Origin of the sequence: Neobacillus sp. NPDC093127 (assembly GCF_044754175.1) — a bacterium.
Classification (GTDB): domain Bacteria; phylum Bacillota; class Bacilli; order Bacillales; family Cytobacillaceae; genus Neobacillus.
The window spans coordinates 45194-61194 of sequence record NZ_JBIVOP010000004.1 but is presented as its reverse complement, the minus strand read 5'-3'; the positions used below and the strand labels follow the sequence as shown (position 1 = coordinate 61194).

The 16001-nt window shown below is 39.5% G+C and carries 15 protein-coding genes and 1 pseudogene; 10 read left to right on the top strand and 6 right to left on the bottom strand.

Features of this window, described 5'->3' with window-relative positions; genetic code table 11:
* Positions 1-2: 2 nt before the first annotated feature.
* Together ilvE and ACIQCO_RS07155 are read right to left on the bottom strand one after the other, a co-directional pair.
* Positions 3-911, bottom strand: coding sequence for a branched-chain-amino-acid transaminase (gene ilvE / locus ACIQCO_RS07160; RefSeq protein ID WP_400427060.1), 909 nt, complete (start codon positions 909-911; stop codon positions 3-5).
* 348 nt (positions 912-1259) lie between these two features.
* On the bottom strand, positions 1260-1586 hold the full coding sequence (locus tag ACIQCO_RS07155) for a MerR family transcriptional regulator (protein ID WP_400427058.1): 327 nt from the start codon (positions 1584-1586) through the stop codon (positions 1260-1262).
* 278 nt (positions 1587-1864) lie between these two features.
* Between ACIQCO_RS07155 and ACIQCO_RS07150 the strand changes: the two genes are divergently transcribed.
* From ACIQCO_RS07150 to ACIQCO_RS07140, 3 genes are all read left to right on the top strand, one after another.
* A complete protein-coding gene (locus ACIQCO_RS07150; protein WP_400427057.1) occupies positions 1865-2668 on the top strand; it encodes a basic amino acid ABC transporter substrate-binding protein in 804 nt (267 codons plus the stop codon).
* Positions 2669-2776: 108 nt separating this feature from the next.
* Positions 2777-3433 (top strand): amino acid ABC transporter permease, encoded by a 657-nt coding sequence (locus tag ACIQCO_RS07145; protein WP_400427056.1) that lies wholly within the window; start codon positions 2777-2779, stop codon positions 3431-3433.
* The gene (locus ACIQCO_RS07140; RefSeq protein WP_400427055.1) at positions 3430-4152 is read left to right on the top strand and encodes an amino acid ABC transporter ATP-binding protein; all 723 of its coding nucleotides are present in this window, start codon (positions 3430-3432) and stop codon (positions 4150-4152) included. The genes ACIQCO_RS07145 and ACIQCO_RS07140 overlap by 4 nt, the downstream gene beginning before the upstream one ends.
* Positions 4153-4500: 348 nt before the next feature.
* On the opposite strand, the gene ACIQCO_RS07135 is transcribed toward ACIQCO_RS07140, so the two are convergent.
* Positions 4501-4761: a zinc ribbon domain-containing protein gene (locus ACIQCO_RS07135; protein WP_400427053.1), complete on the bottom strand. Its 261-nt coding sequence runs from the start codon at positions 4759-4761 to the stop codon at positions 4501-4503.
* 14 nt (positions 4762-4775) lie between these two features.
* Positions 4776-5285 (bottom strand): hypothetical protein, encoded by a 510-nt coding sequence (locus ACIQCO_RS07130; RefSeq protein ID WP_400427052.1) that lies wholly within the window; start codon positions 5283-5285, stop codon positions 4776-4778.
* 241 nt (positions 5286-5526) lie between these two features.
* Between ACIQCO_RS07130 and ACIQCO_RS07125 the strand changes: the two genes are divergently transcribed.
* On the top strand, positions 5527-8277 hold the full coding sequence (locus ACIQCO_RS07125; protein WP_400427051.1) for a dynamin family protein: 2751 nt from the start codon (positions 5527-5529) through the stop codon (positions 8275-8277).
* Positions 8278-8449: 172 nt separating this feature from the next.
* Here the strand turns inward: ACIQCO_RS07125 and ACIQCO_RS07120 are convergent, their stop codons facing one another.
* Positions 8450-8560, bottom strand: a complete 111-nt coding sequence (locus ACIQCO_RS07120; protein WP_400427050.1) for a YjcZ family sporulation protein — start codon at positions 8558-8560, stop codon at positions 8450-8452.
* A 646-nt stretch (positions 8561-9206) separates the two neighbouring features.
* On the opposite strand from ACIQCO_RS07120, the gene ACIQCO_RS07115 reads away from it, so the two are divergent.
* The 5 genes from ACIQCO_RS07115 to ACIQCO_RS07095 all read left to right on the top strand — a co-directional run bounded on the left by ACIQCO_RS07115 (position 9207) and on the right by ACIQCO_RS07095 (position 12679).
* The gene (locus ACIQCO_RS07115) at positions 9207-9638 is read left to right on the top strand and encodes a hypothetical protein (RefSeq protein ID WP_400427048.1); all 432 of its coding nucleotides are present in this window, start codon (positions 9207-9209) and stop codon (positions 9636-9638) included.
* Positions 9639-10226: 588 nt separating this feature from the next.
* Positions 10227-10592: a VOC family protein gene (locus tag ACIQCO_RS07110; protein ID WP_400427046.1), complete on the top strand. Its 366-nt coding sequence runs from the start codon at positions 10227-10229 to the stop codon at positions 10590-10592.
* A 40-nt stretch (positions 10593-10632) separates the two neighbouring features.
* A complete protein-coding gene (locus ACIQCO_RS07105) occupies positions 10633-11070 on the top strand; it encodes an SRPBCC family protein (RefSeq protein ID WP_400427045.1) in 438 nt (145 codons plus the stop codon).
* 175 nt (positions 11071-11245) lie between these two features.
* Positions 11246-12280 (top strand): serine hydrolase domain-containing protein, encoded by a 1035-nt coding sequence (locus ACIQCO_RS07100; RefSeq protein ID WP_400427043.1) that lies wholly within the window; start codon positions 11246-11248, stop codon positions 12278-12280.
* Between the two features lie 24 nt (positions 12281-12304).
* Positions 12305-12679, top strand: a complete 375-nt coding sequence (locus ACIQCO_RS07095) for a hypothetical protein (RefSeq protein WP_400427042.1) — start codon at positions 12305-12307, stop codon at positions 12677-12679.
* Here the strand turns inward: ACIQCO_RS07095 and ACIQCO_RS07090 are convergent.
* Positions 12631-13678, bottom strand: a pseudogene (locus ACIQCO_RS07090) (helix-turn-helix domain-containing protein). The gene ACIQCO_RS07095 and the pseudogene ACIQCO_RS07090 overlap by 49 nt on opposite strands.
* Positions 13679-14208: 530 nt before the next feature.
* Here ACIQCO_RS07090 and ACIQCO_RS07085 point away from each other — a divergent pair.
* Complete coding sequence (locus ACIQCO_RS07085; protein ID WP_400427040.1) at positions 14209-15789, top strand: SGNH/GDSL hydrolase family protein; 1581 nt, start codon at positions 14209-14211, stop codon at positions 15787-15789.
* Positions 15790-16001: the final 212 nt, after the last annotated feature.

The window sequence follows — 16001 nt, the reverse complement described above, 5'->3', positions numbered from 1 at the left end:
TCCTAACTTACAACGGCATGGTTTGTACTAGCTGGATAACAAGCCACTCCGTCTGTTGTAACAATTTTTCTGAATTCCTCTAAAAGGTCTTTGGTAACGACTCCAGGTTTTCCGTCCTGAATCACGCGGCTGTCTACTTCAATAACCGCAATGACCTCAACTGCTGTTCCGGTTAAGAACACCTCATCAGCAACGTATACATCATGCCTTGTAAATGGTGATTCCCGAACCTCATAGCCTTTGGCCCTAGCCACATCAATAATGGCGTTGCGGGTAATTCCTTCTAAAGCGCCTAAGTAAACAGGCGGGGTATAGACAACTCCATTTTTCACAATGAAGATATTGTCAGCTGAACCTTCTGTTACATAGCCTTGGTCGTTCAGCATCAATGCTTCTTCAACTCCGGCTTGATTAGCTTCTAATTTAACTAAAATATTATTTAAATAATTTAGCGACTTAATCTGAGGGCTTAGAACATCTGGACGATTCCTGCGGCTTGCGACAGAGGCAATTTTGATGCCGCGCTCGTAAAACTCCTTCGAATACATTGTCAATTCTTCAGCAATAATGATGACATTTGGTATTGAGCAGGAAGAAGGGTCTAGGCCGAGATTTCCTTTACCTCGTGAAACAACGACACGAATATAGGCGCTTTGAAGTTCATTTTTTCTGATGGTCTCAACGATTAATTGCGTCATTTCCTCCTGTGTGTATGGAATCTGCAGCATAATGGATTGAGCTGATTCAAATAGTCTTTTTAAGTGAGCATCGAGCCTGAAGACATTTCCGCTGTAGACGCGAATACCTTCAAACACTCCATCACCATATAAAAAACCATGATCATAAACTGATACGACAGCATCCTCTTTCTTGACGAAATCGCCGCCAAGGAAAATCCATTGACTTCCCAACCTAACCACTCCTCTTTAATGGTAAACCGCTTTAAATGATTAAACCTAAATTTTAAAAAGAATTGCCTTGACCCATCCCGCGTTAAATGGCGGTGATGACCGAAGACAGTGTTAACTTATAGATAATTATTTTCGATAATCATACAACCAATTGAAGACATGGTCAAGGTAAAAATCAGACAATTCAAATTAGTCAAAATAATTGGTAGCGTTTTCATTCCTGACATCATAAGGTTAAGAGGGCAAAAAAAATTTTTATTTTTTATTAAAATATTCAGAAAATCGACAATAAAAAAACCTCACTCTTAAAAAAGGTGAGGGTGAATCATTTATTTCGTACAGCTATAATTACTGTTTTCTTATCCCAAATTGGGCATTAAGCTGTCCCTGAATCATTTTTCTGCGAATTTCCTCTTGGTTTTGTTTCTTTTGTTCACGCAGCATTTCTTTTCTAATCTCATGTGTTTGAATCCCGTCTTCAATTTTATTAGCAATCTCCATCAATAATTCAATATCAGAAAACGAAAATTTACGACTTCCTCCGGCAGACCTTTCAGGGAAAATCAGTTTCCGTTCTTCATAATATCTGATTTGTCTTTCAGATAGACCTGTTAGTTCCCTGACAACCCCAATTGTAATCACTTTCTTATCTTTAAAAGACAAATCTTTTCCCATGTTAGGCTCCCCACTTACACTTGTTTACTGTAGTATATTAAAAATCTTCAATTTAACAACTATCATGTTAGATTTTCTGACATGGGATTTAGATCTGGAGAATAAAAAACCCACTCAAATTAATACGTGAATGGGAGCAAATTCTAAATGTCTAATAATAGGGAGAATGTTTTGGACAAGGTCAACGTTTGATGGTACAAAGCGTTTTTTTCCTGGGTTCTATTACAAAAACCTTTTAACATACGAAAATAATAAATAAAAACAATGGAGGTCAAGTAATGAAGAAATTAAAAATGGTCACAACCGTTTTGCTCGTTTCGCTAGCTCTTATTCTATCAGCCTGTGGAACAAGTAAAACAAGTGGGGATGGTGAAAAGAAGACGTTGAGGGTGGTAACAGATGCAGCATATGCACCGTTTGAATACCAGGATAAAGGAGAAGTTGTCGGTTTTGATATTGATTTCGTCAAGGCAGTAGCAAAGGAAGCCGGTTACCCGGTCAAGGTTGAAAACGTCGGGTGGGACCCCGTTTTTATTGAAATTGAAGGGAACACAGCTGATATTGCCATTTCCGCAATTACCATTACACCTAAACGACAACAAACCTATGATTTTACCGTTCCGTACTTTTTATCTAAAAACGAAATCCTCGTCCCAAAAGGCAGCTCTATAAAGAGCGCCAAAGATTTAGAAGGAAAAAAGATTGCCGTTCAAAATGGAACGACAGGTCAGGAAGCGGTTGAGAAACTTTTTGGCGAGAATAATGATAAACTTAAAAAATTTGAAAACAACAATCTAGCCATCCTTGAGTTAAAAAAAGGCGGCGTGGATGCCGTTGTAGCGGATAATACAGTTGTTGAAACCTATGTGAAAAATAATCCGAAGGACGATTTCGTTGTCATAGAAGACGATGGTACGTTTGAAAAAGAATTTTACGGCCTCTTGTTGCCGAAGGGAAGCAAGCTCAAGGCAGATTTAGATAAGGCTGTGAACAAACTGTTAGATAATGGCACGTATGAAAAGCTTTATGAGAAATGGTTCAAAATCAAGCCTGATATAAAAATATTAAAAGAGCAGCAATAGCGGATGAAATTGCGTAACTAGTTTTCCCAAGCAGTTACGCAATTTTTGATTAGTTTAGGAGCTAACACGTTAAAAGCAAATTTCCACAATTGGCAGGGGGATCGATAGATGGATTTTCGTTGGTATCTTATTGTAGAATACGCTCCTCTTTTCCTAAAGGGAACGTTATTAACCATTGGCCTTTCCATTGCGGGTATTTTGATCGGAACAGTACTCGGATTATTTATCGGTTTAGGAAAAATGATGCGAAAAAAGCTGTGGGCTCTGCCCTTTAAATGGTATATTAATTTTTTTCGCGGGACTCCCTTTATGGTGCAAATCTTATTAATTCATTTTGCGGTTGTACCAGCATTTTTAGATACAACCAATGCGATATTGGCAGCGATATTAGCTCTTTCGTTAAACTCGGCAGCCTATGTTTCAGAAATTTTCCGCGCCGGGATTCAATCGATCAATAGGGGGCAGATGGAGGCTGCGCGGTCGCTCGGCATGACACATGGACAAGCCATGAAATATGTCATTTTGCCACAAGCCTTTAAACGGATGATTCCGCCGCTTGGCAATGAGTTTATTGTCTTAATTAAGGATTCCTCGCTTGCGGCGTTAATTGCCGTCCCGGAGCTCATGTATTGGGGCCGAGCGATGCAAGGTCAATATATGCGCGCGTGGGAGCCGTATCTTACAGCAACGGTCATCTATCTTGTATTAACTCTCTCGTTAAGCTCCCTATTATCTCTCCTTGAAAAGAGGTTAGCCACCGAATGATAGAGGTGAAAAATTTAAAAAAATTCTTTGGCACTAATGAAGTTCTTAAGGATATCAATGTGACCGTCAAGCCCCAAGAGGTAGTTGTTGTGATTGGACCTTCCGGCTCTGGTAAATCGACATTTCTCCGCTGCATCAATATGCTTGAAACGATTACCGGCGGTCATGTCTTTATTGAAGGGACAGATTTGACAGATAAAAAAACAGACATTAATAAGTTGCGGACTGAGGTCGGGATGGTTTTTCAGCAATTTAATCTATTTCCCCATAAAAAGGTGATTGAAAATATTATGCTCGCACCGATAAAAGTAAGGAAAGTTTCTGCAGAAAAAGCGAGGGTGAAAGGATTAGAGCTTTTAAGAAAAGTAGGCTTAGTGGATAAAGCAGAGGCCTACCCTGATTCTTTATCCGGCGGGCAAAAACAGCGGGTGGCGATTGCGAGAGCACTGGCAATGGAGCCTAACATCATGCTGTTCGATGAACCAACATCAGCCCTCGACCCGGAAATGGTCGGTGAAGTGCTGGAAGTAATGAAGCAGCTGGCCAAAGAAGGGATGACGATGGTGGTTGTGACGCATGAAATGGGCTTTGCCAAAGAGGTGGGCGACCGCGTTCTCTTCATGGACGGCGGCCTGATTGTCGAGGAAAATATCCCCCAGGAGTTATTTGACAACCCTCAGGAAGAGAGGACAAAGGCATTTTTGAGTAAGGTTTTATAAAGCATATATTAATCACTAGGGGGCTGACTGCGGTCAGCGCGGTCAAATGTCGGTAGTCATGGCTAACTGTCGAGAAGTCGTGTCCAACTGTCGAGAAGTCGTGTTCAACTGTCGAGAAGTCGTGTTCAACTGTCGAGAAGCGCGGCTAACTGTCGAGAAGTCGTGTCTAACTGTCGAGAAGTCGTGTCCAACTGTCGAGAAGTCGTGGCTAACTGTCGAGAAGTCGTATCCAACTGTCAGGAAGCGGAATCAACTGTCGAGAAGCGCGGCCAACTGTCTAGAAAGCGGCGCCAACAGTCTAGAACTGAAGCCTATAAACGGAAAGATAGAAAAAAAGACGAAATTGCGTCATCTCTTCCATCTTTCCAGTTTAGGAATATTTCTAGTAAACAAGCCAGCAATAAACTTTGGCATCCCGAATTCAACAATCTTCTGTTTCACTCTTTCCTTCATTTCCTCCATTGTGATATTGGGAAGAGTGAATTCTCCGTTCAAATAACAGTGACTGCAATACTTGATGCTTGTTGACCCGTCCTTTTCGGTTCCGCCTCCATGCTCGTCCTTTGCTAAAGGCATACCACAGCTTTGACAATTCTTATAGGCTGCCATATTCTACACTCCAATCAATTTTCAAAATCAAATACCTCAACAATTCGGTCGGCTTTTATCCGGTTTTGGCATAGCTTAAACACTTGTTCAAAAAATGCCTCCACTTCCGATGTTGCGGCCGGAAGCTTGATTTGTACCGTGGTTGAGCCAAACATTTGCTTAAAATAAGCTTTCCGCTGATCGTTTTTTCCATCACGTTTAAATGGTTTGTAAGACCAGACGATTTGCGGGACATCGTCAATTTCTTGGACTTGCCGGAGCTCCGCGACAGTAGTTTTTTTATCATGAGCATAAATCACCAAATAATAAATGTCATTACGATGCCAATCAATAAATACAAAGTAATAGCCAGTTTCCGTTGCTGGCCGGGTCACCTCATAGGCTGCTAACGTTTTCTTCCCATTTGTCCATTGGTGAAACTTTGGAAGAGTTCCGCTAACTGTTTCTAATTTGTTTATCTCATAGGCAGCGGGTGTTGATTTTTCTATGATATTGGCTAAAAAAAGTGCTTGTTCCTGTTCCAAGGTTAATTTCTCCTTTAGGTCTTTGTATTAATTATAACCGGAAGAACTCTCTATAGATACTAGCCCGAAAGTTTTAATTTGTCTCCAAAATGAAATACAACTGACATCCTTTTAAAAAAATCCTTTGGTAGAATCGTACTAATTGAGACTTATATTCTACATATGCGTCGAATAGTATAAGGAATAATTATGCCTCTTTTCCATATGAATGACAGAGAGTGTTGTAATTGGAGGGAAAGATATGACATTAGAGAAGCAATTAATACAGAAAACGTATCATGAAATGTTCATCAATGAGCATGAAGATAGTCATCCGATTCGTCTTCTTGGCGAAGCATTTCAGGAGGAAGCACAAAAGGATGTGCCTGATTTATCGCACATTCGCTTTGCCCAGGGTGAAGTCTATTTTCATTATAAAGATTTTGAAGCCGCCATTTTTAAGTGGGAAAACATCATCAATGAACTTGAGCCATGGGCAAAGAAAAATACCGCCGATGCCTACTATGAATTAGGGCTGCTATCGACGGCTGAGGATATTTACACAACGATTGTCACAGATAATCCAATCTTAACTACAGAAGTTGCGTTACAGTTATTTTCACTTTATATCGAGCGCGGTAAGGTGGATGCAGCCGTTAAGGTGATGAAAAAGACGATTGACGCCAATCCTGATTACCCGAATGTAACCGAAATTGCCCGTACTTTTTTTGAAGAACAACAGGATTGGGATAATGCAATTGAACTGGCCGTAAATGAAGCAAAGCGGACGGAATCGCCCGCTTGGTTTGATATGATTATTGCTTATGTGGAAAAGGGTGTAACCAAAAGCTTTGCTCCCAGCTATTTTACCCAAGCTTTAGTCCTCTTGTATGGCCTGGATAAAGGGAAATTTGAAGAGCTTATTTCAGCGCTTTGGAAAAGCTATCAAAATGAGGAAACCTATTTAACTTGGTTAAATGAAGTCAACCATCTCTTACTAAATCTTGATATTAATCGAGAAGAAAACTGGCCTGGGCTTTCTGGCCTGCATAAGGAAACCTACTTTAGCTTCATTGACGGCAGGTACTTTATTAAAAAAATTCAGGAATATATCCCTGACCTGTTAACGAACTGGCTGCGAATAGCGGACCAAGCTAATGTTGTCTTATCGTCAGCAGCCGTTCTCTCCTGGAACGAGCTATTTCCGGCAAGCATCAGTATGTCCATCGTAAGCGAGGCAGAAAAGCTCATTAGTATGACAGATTCTGACATTGACGAACTGGACGAGTGCCTGACACTATTTGATTCCATCATGAACTGGGCACAGGCTCACGAGATGGGAGAAAATAATCGTTTAAAATGGCTTGTCGATCAGTTAATTGACTTTGACAACCAACATATTTTCATAACCGGGTTAAGTGGCAGTGGGAAATCTTCGTTTGTTAATGCGATTATGGGGGAAAATTTGCAGGATAGCCCAACCTCGTCTGTCGTCATGTTTAAAGATGCTGACGAATTAGCCATCACTGAAATTACTGATTGGGAGATTACTAATCTATCTGGTTTTTCTGATTTCCAAGAACGAATGGATCGACGTCGAAATGCGCTCGAATCGATTATTGAATTTAAGCAGCCGAACGCATTTTTACAAGGAAATCGGGTTGCTTTTATTGATACACCAGGAATTAAGGGCAGCCATTACGATCGGAATGAAATTCTGAAGAGTCTCCATGTTGCTGACAATGTCCTATTTGTGCTTGATGCTAATGCCCCGTTTACGGAAAAGGAGCGTAGTGTTCTAACACAAATTCAGGAATTAGCACCTGAGATTCCTATTCATTTTGTCTTAAGCAAGATGGATACGATTGCCGGCGAGCAAGAAGCAATCCGGATTTTTGATGAAACTAGGTCCACCATTCAAACGTATCTGCCGGAATCCCAAGTTTTTGCGTTTTCTTCGCAATATGAGGGTTCACAGTTAAATGATTTACAAGAGTTTTTTCGATCAATTAACAATTCGATAAACATAGAAGATAAACGTCTGTCGAAGCTGTTGTATTTTATCAGAGTCACGATTGCCAGCCTGTTGCAAAAACGGGTTGATGTGGAGAATCAATTGGTAGAATCGGTGCGCTGGAATGAAGAAATGTTGATGAAGTTAACCGGAGCCGTCAATCAACTGAAGGATACGGAGTCACAAAAAACAAAAGCGTTCACGAAGTCGTATCGCGCATTTAAAGATGCGATTGAAATCGATATTGCAGAGACCGTTCCGAATTTGCTAAAGGCGTGTTCGGTCCTAATCAAGGAAGATAGCAAATTTAGCAAAATCCACGTGGAGCTAAATGATGAAATGAATAGAAGACTTCAAGATTACTTGGAGGAGCAGGTGATGCCGAAGTATTACCGCTTGCTTCAGGATTGGATTGTCCGCTGCAAAGAGGAGTTTGAGCAAGGTCAGGAATTTTTGAATGAGATGAGCGAGAGCTTTAATCAGATGTACGGGGACGAGCGCCTCAAGCTGGAGTGTGACTTCAAAGTGCTTGATGATTGGCGCCGCGATACGGACCGGATGACGAGTCGTTTTCAGCTGGATTCAATCAATATTCTGCTTCGCCGGACACCGTCGCAATTTTTATTGAAAAGCGCCGGAAAACTGTTTGGTGCCCTGTCGCAAAACAAAGCGATGCTTTATAACAAGTACAAATCGTTTGTGGAAAATGAGGATTACGCCGAAGTGGCTAAGTTGGTCTGCCAGCAGTTTTTCCGGCCATTTGAACTGTTTGAAAAATCATTAGAGCGGGATGTTACCATGTTTTTCAAGAGCCCGTTAACAATGTTGAATCGCTCTGTTGAAGAAGCAAGTGCCGGGATTCAGACGAATCAGGAAATGCTAAATAACATGAATGCTAATCCAGAAATGTTCCGAGATCCCTTAACACTATTTGAGGTGCGACTGCGCCAATTCGAATGGATGACCGTCGCTGGAAAAGGCATGCAAACGATCTATTAATAGTTTAGAAGAGAATGCGGTCACCAATATCTTTATTGGTGACCGTTTTTTATATTTGAAGAGCATTGCGGTCACCAATAGTCTAAATTAAAGAAACTACAAAAAAGAAGCGTGGTATCCACGCTTCCAAAGGAATTAAGATTAGCCTTTTGATTTTTCTGTCTTAAAAAGGTTAGTATCCATCTCTCATGAAAGAAGCACCAACAATAATCAAAAGGATGAAGAGAACAACAATTAACACAAAACTGGATCCGCCTCCGTATCCGCCGCCATATCCATACATAAGTAACACCTCCTTTTTTTATGAGGTAGTACATTTTATGCAGATGCGATTCATGTCGTAAGGTACAAGCATGGAATTATGGCAAAATAGTGTATAGAAATATTCGAGGAAAATCGGCACAGAAATTAATTGGAGAGCTCCTTTTAATTGAAATATCCCCTCTTTATGGCTTTGGAGCGGTACAATTCCCGCTGTTTTCAGTCTCAAAAAGTAAATGAGGTTAATAAAGCGAGACAACTTTTAAAAAATAGAGTTAATTAAGAATGAATCACAGCCAAAATGAATACTCAGTAAAAAGGGAATTTTATTTTGGGAGTTGAATAGCAGTGAAAAGATTTTTCAAGAGAATTTGGAAAGATATGTGGGAGCTTTTAATAATGTTTGTTGGCTGGCTAATCATCTTTCTTGAAGAAATACCGATAACTATTCTTACTGTATTCTTTGTTACGATAGTTGGGTATATTCTGGGGAATGTTATTAAGTTTATTATCTGGCAAGGAATGCAAGAAAAAAGATAGGGAACAAATTAACAAAATAGATTTAAAGATGTTGCAGAGGATATTTTTGGGTATAATTGGAGAATATCCATCTAGGAATGAATGATAAAAAAGGTAGATAGAATTAAAAAGATAATGGGGGTTCTTGAATGAAAAAAGTTCTTATGAATTTATCTATATTTACTATCTTCCTAATAACTCTTATTGGATGCTCGAAAGAAGTTCCTAAAGAGTTTGATTGGAACCAACTAACTAGAGTAGATGTTCAAATAATCACAGGTGAACACAGTGACAACGAAATAATAATAACAGAGAAAGAAAAGATTAAAACTTTAAGAAAAGTATTTGCACAAATTGAGTGGGAACAGAACGTAAAGGCTAAAATGTCTCGAAAAGAAGATGTGAAGGCTATTTTATTCTTCACGTTTGATAAAAATATGCCAGAGAGATTGTTTGAATATTTTATCTGGTTTAATCAAGGCGATGCATCAGCAACGATTATTGACAGTGAAAAGAATGCTTTAGGAACATTAGATAAAGAAAATGCCCAAACACTAAAAGCTATTCTGCTGAATAATTAAAAGAGCGGGTTTAACCTGCTCTTTTTGGTGTGATTTGGTATGTTGAATTAGCTGCATTTTAATGTTAGTCCAATAAAAAAAACAAGTTTTCCCTCCGAAAAGAGAACCCGATATTTTCGAGCTTGCTCCTTTTTCAATTATAGCCGGAAAGAATTCGGTTCCTTTACTTAATGCCGTTATTACTTTTAATCTGCCTCTTGTCCCTTTTTGAAAAGGCTGTACGGTTCCATTGCCTAATAAAAAGGATTTCCCGCACAAGCTATAGAATACTAATTTAATAAAAATTAAGGTTGTGAAGCTGGTGGCGTTAGGAAGCTATATCAATTTGTTTCTTGGTATTTTAGTATTCTACGGCTGTAGGATCCTTTTTGACTCTAAGTATAAATATGAGGGAGTAAAAAGACTATTTATTGAGGTTGTTATTACAGCTATTTTTGTTCTGCTTGTGCAGTGGTTAATTAAACTGCTTTTTTAAAAATTATCTGCTTAATAAAGATGGTTTAACATAGCTAAATCAATTGCCGACTTATTTAAGTTCAAGAAGCATTAGTGATAAAATGAATTTATCAAACACCAGGAGGAATTTTCTTGAAAAGTGCTAGTCCATATGTATTCATAGATAACTGCAACGAGGTCATGGAATATTACCACAGTCTTTTTGGCGGAGAAATAACTAATATTCAAAAAAGCAATGATGGCAAGTGCTTGCATGCCGAACTTCACCTTGGTAACAGCATCATTCATTTTTCAGATACCTTTGGCAAGACCCAAGAAGGAGATAGTGTACGAATCAGCCTAGAATGTGAAAGCGAAGAAGAAATTAGAAAAGTGTATGACGCTCTTAGCAAAGATGGAAAGATTACTGCTGAGCTGCAGGATACATTCTGGGGAGCGATTCATGCAAACCTAGTCGATAGGTTTGGCATTGGCTGGCTGCTAAACTTTCAGAAATAAGACGAATTTTAAAAAAATCCAGAAGGGGATGATTTAGTGTATGAACAACCTGACAAAAATGAAAATATTCAAACCGGTGAAAGAAGTATTTGAAGCTTTCGTTGATCCTTCAAAAATCGGGAATTTCTGGTTCTCATCGAGTTCGGAAAGATGGGAACAAGGTAAGACGATTACATTGCGATATGTTGAATACAATGCTCAACTAGATATAGAAATAAAGGAAATCGAGGTAAATAAGAAAATCGTTTTCCAGTGGGGTCCAAATGGCGAAGGGCATATTGTTACGATTTCGCTGCATGAGATGGATCATTCAACTACCATTATCGAAGTTAACGAAGCTGGATTTAATGAAAATGATGAAGCGCTAATTAGTCAATTGCTAGATAATAAAGAAGGCTGGGTTTTCATGCTGACTTGTTTAAAGGGTTACTTAGAATCTGGTGTGAACCAATTAAGAGGCGGATTAGTGAAGGATTGACATGTAAAAAGAGCCGAATGGCTCTTTTTTTGGTGCAGATTTATATTTATGTAAGTGTGCATAGTCATTCTATGTATGAAATTAGAAAAATAAAAAAATGAGTAATCCAAAAATATTCATTAGAACGTATATTCGTGTTAAGATTATTCTAATGTTGCAAAAAGTGGAGGCTTTTATGAAGCTAAAAAATATAAACATTAGCGAGCGTATGGAACATTATAATGTAGCTGGTTTAAGTATGGCATTAATTGAAAAAGGTCAAATCAATATGACAGCAGGCTTTGGTGTCCTTGAAGCAGAAACCACAAATAATGTAAACAATAATTCTATATTTAATGCGTGTTCAATTAGTAAATTTGTAACGTCAATGCTAGTTATGAAATTAGAGGAACAAGGTGTCTTTAATTTGGATGAAGACGTAAATAATAGACTTTCATCGTGGAAAGTTCCTGATAATGAATTCACGCAAAATAATAAAGTAACATTACGGCTGCTGCTTTGTCATCAATCCGGGGTTACAGACCCTGATGGTAGTTTTGCTGAACTTAATTTCACTCAAGAATTTCCAGTAATGGTGGATTTATTGGAGGGAAGAACGCCTTATTGCAATGTACCTATTGAAGTGATGTATGAACCAGGGAGTGACTTTCAATATTCAGATGCAGGTTTCTGTCTCATACAACAGCTAATAGAAGATCGCCTTGGAAAGTCATTTTATGACGTAATGAATGAACATATATTTGAACCATTAAAAATGAAAAATAGTTCCTTTCTACAGACAATACCCCAAGCAAGAAAAAAGGATTTTTCTTGTGGCCATAAAAATGGAAAGATAGTCAGTGCTAAATATCCGATTTATCCCTATCCTGCAGCCTCTGGACTATGGACAACACCATATGATTTAGCCATTCTGGTAATTGAATTTATGAGTTCTTTAAAAGGGGAAAGTAGAATTGGTCTTTCTCCAATTAAGGCAAAAGAAATGATTAACTCACAAGGTTGTAAAAAGTGGACTGGACTAGGTGTTTTTCTAGATGGATCAGAGCGTGAAATTGAAATTTCCTCACTTGGTTGGGGTGTTGGCTTTCAATGTATGATGGTGGCTTATCCTTATTTAGAAACTGGGGCAGTGATAATGACGAATACAGATTTAGGGGTTCATCAATTGAAGGGGATAATTGGGGAAGTATATAATTCGCTTCCTTTTTAAATTTATCATTTAGGGGGGAAATGAATGAATCAAACTAAGTATAGAGAAGTTTGGGACTTAGAAAAATTATTTCCAGGGGGAAGCCAATCAATTCAATTTTGTGAACATATAGAACAGTTAGAAGTAAAAGTTGATGAATTAGAAGAAAAAATTGAGTTTTTTCATACGCCACTAGAATTTAATGATTCCTTTCATGTAGCCAATATTATTGATCAAATAGTTAGTATTCAGCTGAACCTGTCACAAATTACTTGTCTTCTTGGGCAAAACCCAAAGGATCAGCATGCTGCGATACTAAGAGGAAAGATAAATCTTTTAATCGCAGTACCGTTTCGATTGGAATCACCATCCTATTTATTTTTACTAATAAAATATACATATACCTTTATCATAAAATAGCTTACCTCATCCGGAAGGAGTTCCTTGATCGGTTTCAGCTGGTCCGGCCAGCTTCTTCGACTGCCTTTTCTAATAACGGAATGTAGTCACTAGGAATAAGCGACGCAAAGTCGACAGCAAGGCCTTGTTGGGCGCATTGTAGCAAATGACTCTCGACCGTACTGATTGCCAGTTCCCGCTTTGCTGCGATTTCAGGTATCGATAAGTGGCTATGGTGCAGGTTTAATGTCTCCAAATGGGATTCGCCTACTGATTTCTTTGGCGCCTTTTCGGAGCTGCTTCTTCTATGCTTTTATATTCGGGATGGTTACTGCAAAAGGTGCGGATTGCTTGGATAAAATCAAGGCCATATTTACGGAGCTTAAGTTCATCAACACCGCTGACCTGTAAAAAGGCCTCGTTCGTTTGTGGCAGCTTGGCACACATATCCTTTAAGGAGGAATCGGCAAAAATAACGAATGGCGGCACTTTTTCTGCTTCGGCAATTTGTTTTCTTACTGCCCTTAGCTCCTCAAATAACGGATCGTCCTTTGATCGATAGCTTGGGCGAAAGTCGTGTCCCCATTGCGAAATACAATGGGCTTAATCTACTGCAACTAAAGGGATGTCCATCGTTTGCAGGTCTTCGATAAATTCCCGCGACTCTAATCGCTCCGGTGCAATATAAAGCAGCTTGTATTTCCCCTGAATAGCTGCTCGCATCCGTTCGCTTGCTTCATTGTAGCTAAGTGTACTGTTGATAAAAGTCGCTGGAACTCCAACTTGAATGAGTGCATCGACCTGATCCTTCATTAATGAGATTAACGGCGAGACAACAATCGTTGTGCCATGGAGAATAAGTGAGGGGATTTGATAGCAGATTGATTTTCCACCGCCGGTCGGCATAACGCAAATCGTGTTTTCTCCTGCTAGAACGGATCGGATTGCCTGCTCCTGGCCAGTGCGAAAGGAACTGTACCCAAAATAGGATTAAAATAATGGTAGGGCTTTTTCAAACAAGATAGTTACTCCCTTCTATTTTTGATAGATTCTTTTATTTATTATACAACTTATTGGTTTTATTCGGGTGGGAAATTATTGGGGGATTTGGGTGGATAGGGTTCGGTTACTGGCCCAGGGAAAGATATTTTGGGGAGTATCATTACCTTGAGGGCTCTTTTTGGTTGGTATGGGGAACGATTCAACTAGTATCGTTACCCTGAAGGTCCTTTTTTGTCGGTGTGGGGAACGATTCAAGTGAAATCGTTCCCTTGAAGACCGTTTTCCGACGGTGTCGGATACGTATCATGGCATTTCATTCCTTTCAGCCTGTTTTTCGAAGCTAATGGGCACAAATCATTGTGGTGTCTTTTACCCTGAAAACCTCTTTGTTTTCGAGAAGATCACTGCGCTCCCCAATTGCCCCCCCACTCCCATTTCTATTGCCCTAGGCCATTCCGCATAATTTGTAGAATGGTATTTATTGAATATTCGAAAAACCGCAGATTATAATAGAATGTGGTAGTAAAATTTTTTTAGGAGGGATTTTGTTGAAGTTTAAAAGATTATCGTTTCTTTTTGTCTTTGTGTTAGTTTTAAACACTTTTTTCGCATCATTTGCATTTGCAGATGAAAACCCAAAGCCTAATCTTGCAGCTTTAGGCGACTCTATTACTTTTGGTCTATATCTGGAAGCAGGTCAAGTTCAGGCCTCACCGAACGCTTTTCCTAGTTTAATAGCGGGCGGAAAATTTAATGTCAGCAACTTTGGGGTGCCTGGACTTACTTCATCCCAATTATTAGCCGGATTTGATGCCGATCCAAGAGTCAAACCGGCGCTTCAAAGTGCCAATGTGATCACGCTCAATATTGGTAATAATGATATTATGCTAGCAGCTGATTTGAAAAAAATTATTGAAAACCAGACTCCTGTCGACCCTATTGAGTTACTGCCAAAAGTAACTGCCGCAGCCACTCAATTAGGTGTAAATTTACAGGCGATTGTAGGGAAAATTAGACAACAAAATCAAACAGCTCCAATTATTCTTTACAATCTTTATAATCCGTTTGGTGAAGGTGATGATGAATTTCTAGCTAGCCTACATAACATTGGAGAGCTCCTCATCCCTAGTGTAAACGCAAACGTAATTGCTCCTTTCGGTAATAAGCTAGGAATTTATGTAGCGGACGCCTATTCTGCTTTTAATGGACACCAAGCGCAGTATGTTTTTGCCCCACCAATTGATTTAATTCACCCGACCCTTGATGGGCAAAGAGCACTGGCAGCATTGGCTGATCGAATTCTGGCAGCTTTAGCTCCGAAGGATTTTGATATTGAATTATCTGCGAATCCAACAGAACCAACTCAGGGTCCAGTAACAGTCACTGTATCCACAACTGCAGAAGAGGTTTTGGCAATGAAATGGCTAGATGGTGAAAAAACCGTTGCTGACTTTGAAGATGCTGGAACTGCTATCACCGACAATCAATTCCAAGTGACCGAAAATGGGAAGTACACAGTTTATGTCTTAAATGGACAAGGTATTGAAAAAGTAAGTGTCATAGAGATTAATAATATTGTTGAAGCCCCTAAGGATTTCGACATTGAATTAACTCCATCGACAACAGTGCCAACTACAGAACCCGTGACCATCACTGTGTCTACGACTGCAACAGAGGTCACTCAGATGAGATGGCTGGCAGGTGACAAAGTACATGAAGACTTTTATGATGGTGCGGGAACAGACATCAACGACAACCAATTTCAAGTAACCGAAAACGGTAAGTATACGGTCTTTGTTAGAGATGGACAAGGATTAAGGAAAGTTAAGGTTATTGAAATAACAAATATTACTGCGGAAAAGCCTGAAGACCCAACCACTCCCGACCCAGGCGATGGCGGCGATGACCCAACTCCGCCAGGCGACAATGGCGGGGATAATCCAACACCTCCGGGGGATAACGGCGGAGATGATGGTTCAGGCAGCAGCCCGGGACCTACCGATAAGGGAGGAAAGTTGCCAGTAACTGCCACACCAATATACAACTATATGGCTGTTGGTATTGCTTTAATTTTAGCTGGATTGGCCGCAATGAAAATTCAACAAGTTAGAAGAAGAATAAATATTTAGTAAATAGGTCATACCCACATAGTTTGTGGGTATGACCTTTTTTTACTAAGAAGCAGAATATCCCGTGTTTTACGATCGGTTGACTGCCAGAGAAAACCTGGAACTGCACTGCGAATATATGGGTTACTATGATCACTTGATACTGATAGGTTAAATGCCTATAAATTTATTCTAAATGAATGGCGAGAGAATACTGAAAATCAGTAACCGAA